The 3541-nt window shown below is 39.8% G+C and carries 4 protein-coding genes; 1 reads left to right on the top strand and 3 read right to left on the bottom strand.

The window, feature by feature from the left end; all coding sequences use genetic code 11:
* Positions 1 to 98: 98 nt before the first annotated feature.
* On the bottom strand, positions 99 to 1334 hold the full coding sequence (locus AC3WLU_RS26620; RefSeq protein WP_063577462.1) for a S1C family serine protease: 1236 nt from the start codon (positions 1332 to 1334) through the stop codon (positions 99 to 101).
* Positions 1335 to 1525: 191 nt separating this feature from the next.
* Positions 1526 to 2206 (bottom strand): hypothetical protein, encoded by a 681-nt coding sequence (locus AC3WLU_RS26625; RefSeq protein WP_057278573.1) that lies wholly within the window; start codon positions 2204 to 2206, stop codon positions 1526 to 1528.
* 189 nt (positions 2207 to 2395) lie between these two features.
* On the opposite strand from AC3WLU_RS26625, the gene AC3WLU_RS26630 reads away from it, so the two are divergent.
* A complete protein-coding gene (locus AC3WLU_RS26630) occupies positions 2396 to 2752 on the top strand; it encodes a hypothetical protein (protein ID WP_063577463.1) in 357 nt (118 codons plus the stop codon).
* 108 nt (positions 2753 to 2860) lie between these two features.
* Here AC3WLU_RS26630 and AC3WLU_RS26635 read toward each other — a convergent pair whose 3' ends face one another.
* Positions 2861 to 3313: a helix-turn-helix domain-containing protein gene (locus tag AC3WLU_RS26635; protein WP_492598216.1), complete on the bottom strand. Its 453-nt coding sequence runs from the start codon at positions 3311 to 3313 to the stop codon at positions 2861 to 2863.
* Between the last annotated feature and the right edge of the window lie 228 nt (positions 3314 to 3541).

Below are 3541 nucleotides of genomic sequence, written 5' to 3' on the forward strand. Positions count from 1 at the left end.
TACGGGAGTCAACTATTAGCTGCTTAATTTATAGGTCTTTTTTTAAGACTGTCCATTTTGAAGGGCACAGTTCAAATGATCAGGGGCCTTACCTCTTTCTATGGTTTTTGCAAGGTTATCGTTACCGTTTTCTCTTCAGTACCTCGGTATACTTTAATTTTTACTTTATCGCCGATTTTCTTATTTGTATATAAGTATTTCCTTAATGCTGCGGAAGTATTTATTTTCGTTCCATCAATCTCAACAATGATATCCTGTTGCCTTAGCCCTCCATTCGCCGCAGCCGATCCCGCTTCTATACTCGTCACCATTACACCGGACTTTACGGCTTCAGGAACATTTTGAATGTAATATTGCGGCAGTTCTTCCATACTGGCCAAGCTGACTCCTAAATATGGACGTGTGATTTTTCCATTTTCAATCAGTTCCGTAACAATCGGAATCACATCATTACTTGGTATGGCAAACCCTAAGCCTTCCACACCGTTTTCAGAAATCTTCAGACTGTTTATGCCGATCACTTCCCCAGCGGTGTTGATCAATGCACCGCCGCTATTGCCAGGGTTGATTGCTGCATCGGTTTGAAGGACATCAAGTGCCCACTCCCCGTCCGCGGTATCGACTGAAATGGTGCGTCCGTTGGCACTGACGATTCCTTGTGTAACCGATCTTGAAAAATCAAGTCCAAGTGGGTTGCCAATTGCCAATACCTCTTCACCTGGACGCATGCTATCAGAATTCCCGAATTTAATTCCCTCTGGTGCTTTCGAGGCATCAATTGTCAAAACCGCTAAATCCGTCAAAGCATCGGCCCCGACAACAGCTGCCGTTGCCTTTTGTCCGTCATATAATGAAATTTCGACTTCCTTAGCTCCTTCAATAACATGATTGTTCGTGATGATATAGGCCTTCCCATCAGCTTTTTTATAAATGACCCCTGAGCCAGTTCCGCTCTCAACCGTTTCGCTCTCCGTGCTTTGCCGCTGGTACGGGTTCTGGCTTTGCATCTCCTGTAAATTCACGACCCCTACAATCGATTTGGATGCTGATTCGACCATCTCTGCCCTATCATTTGAATCCGTACTTGTCGATAACTTTTCCGCCGTGACATTTTTATCCTTTTCAACACTGTCCGTTTGCTGTACACCTGCCGTTTCGGTTGACTCATTCACTGAACTTTTCCCTTGATCTATAAAGTCTCCGCCAAATAGAAATACAGATGATGTAACCATAGAAGCAACCGTTCCGGAAACAAGGCTAGTTATCCAGAGAGATTTACCCTTTTTCCGTTCTGCCTTGATTCTGACTTGCTCCTCACCATTATAATTCTCCATCTTTATCCCTCCTATGATTGTCCTTTACTTGCCTCAATCATAAACAGGAATTATTAAAAAATCCTTAAGAAAATAAAGAATTCGGCTATCCTTTAACAAAAATCATAAAATTTTATCGAATCCTGTATGTTGCCGTACAACAAAATAAAAAGGCCACAACAGAGGCCCCCCATTCGAGCATTCATTTATCCTTACATGACTTCATAAACTTCTTTGGTCTCCTTATTCACACCATACCAGCCCCAAGTGGTTTTGTGTCCGCTTTTCTGACTAGGTTCATCTACCTCGAAAACATGAAAAATATAATCTCCCTTTTCGGCATCATGATCATATTCTATTTGCAATTGCGAAAAGTTTTCCATATCCACGTAATCCCTCACAAGCTTCTCCGCCTGAGATTTACTTAATGAACGATCCGAATCCTTGCTTCCTTCTTTGCCTTTTGTATCCGTTGCCGCCTCATCTTCTGCTTTGGATTCTTCCTCGGTTGTTTCCTCCGTGGATTTCACTTCATCATTTCCCACTACTGCTTCTATCGTGGCGGAGTCTGATACCGGGTGCATTTCCGCCGCCTTTGAAACCATTTGTTTACCTTCCCGGTATTTTGCTTTATATGCGGTTGCTTCTTCAAAATCTTTTTTGGCCGATTCAAAATCCTGTTCGTCGTATTTCTTCATTCCACTCGCCAGCAAACCTGAAAGATCCATTAACTCCCTTGATTTAGGTGTTTTTGCTTCTTTATAAGCTAATTCAAATGCCTCGTGGGCTTCTAAATAATTTTCCTCATTCAACTGACTTTTCCCTAAATCCATATTGGAATCATAATTCCTTGTTACGCAGCCTGAAGCAATCAACACAAAAAAAACAACCATGATTGACCTCTTCACTATATCACCACTCCATTTACCATATTATTCTGTAAATCCATCTTAAACCATTTGATAAGGAGTCCGATACCTTTATTTCCTATCTTTTTCATTAAGGAAATGTTTACTTTCATGATTAACTTTTTACAAATAGTGGTACAGAATAGATAAATGCCGGAAAGGGTGATGTGCAGAATGATACAGGAAAAACATACCTACCATGTCGATTTGGTCAGCGGTGACGTACTCGGACAAAAACTTGAAGAGAATCCGAGCTTTACGGTGCACGCAACTGATGAGGAACTTGCAGAATTGAAACAATGCTTGGAGGAACACCGAAAAGATGACCTGGAGGCATATGCCCGATCACATGTGCCCTACCTTCTCTATCATCATGACCGGGCAAATGATAAATACGATGCAGCCATGAAAAGGCTTTATGCCTTAATTTATAAATTAGGAGATGAAACGGCACGAAATCATATTGAAGAAATTGGCATATTGAAAGATAACAAATTCGAGGGAAATGAAGAAGTGCAAAATTTCAAATAAAAAATAGAACAGAACCTGAAATTCAAAGGTTCTGTTCTTTTATGATCAGTTTTCCAAAAGGTTTTCATTCCCTTGTGAATCACTATGCATTTTTAGAAGAGAGTATTTTTAATCTACATATTTATCCTTCAAATAATCCGAACCGATACCGCCAATAACCGTCAAAGCAAATGGTAAAAAACTCGCTAAAACTGGCATGCTCTTTAAAATGGTAATATCCGTGCCAGCAAATTTGTTAAGACCAAAAATAATTAATTTAGACACTAACAAAAATGCTCCTATTAGTAACAAGATATCAAAAAACATTTTCCAATTTGGAAATGCTAACTGCTTACTTTCCCGTATTATTTTTTCTTTCAATTCCTCGTCACTCCTTAATAATTCATCTACCGTAATCTGAAATAAATCACTTAGATTAATGAGTACTTCAATACTTGGATAATTTTTTCCCGTTTCCCATTTGGACACAGATTGGCGACTCACATGAATCTTCTCTGCAAGATCATTTTGTGACCAATTTCTTTTTTCCCGTTCTTTTTTTAAACGTTCGCTAAAAATCATAATGAGTTCATCGCCTTTCCTACTCCTAGTATTGTGAGATGAATCGTGCAAAGTAAAGATAGTAATAAGCGCAATACTATGCAACCTATGAGTGACACCGAGGAAAACCTTGATATATCAAGGGTATCCGTTTAACTTTATGGAACTGCTGCATAAGAAACTCCTATGGCGGCGCTCCTCGCCGCCACCATCTACTACGAAAATCTAAACTCAAAAATAGAGTCTAAC

Source organism: Peribacillus sp. FW305-BF15, from assembly GCF_058783805.1.

What these genes read in the sequence shown, in the direction of transcription:
- AC3WLU_RS26620 (WP_063577462.1), bottom strand. Translation starts at nt 1,334, where the DNA reads ATGGAGAATTATAATGGTGAGGAGCAAGTCAGAATCAAGGCAGAACGG.
- AC3WLU_RS26625 (WP_057278573.1), bottom strand. Translation starts at nt 2,206, where the DNA reads ATGGTTGTTTTTTTTGTGTTGATTGCTTCAGGCTGCGTAACAAGGAAT.
- AC3WLU_RS26630 (WP_063577463.1), top strand. Translation starts at nt 2,396, where the DNA reads ATGATACAGGAAAAACATACCTACCATGTCGATTTGGTCAGCGGTGAC.
- AC3WLU_RS26635 (WP_492598216.1), bottom strand. Translation starts at nt 3,313, where the DNA reads ATGATTTTTAGCGAACGTTTAAAAAAAGAACGGGAAAAAAGAAATTGG.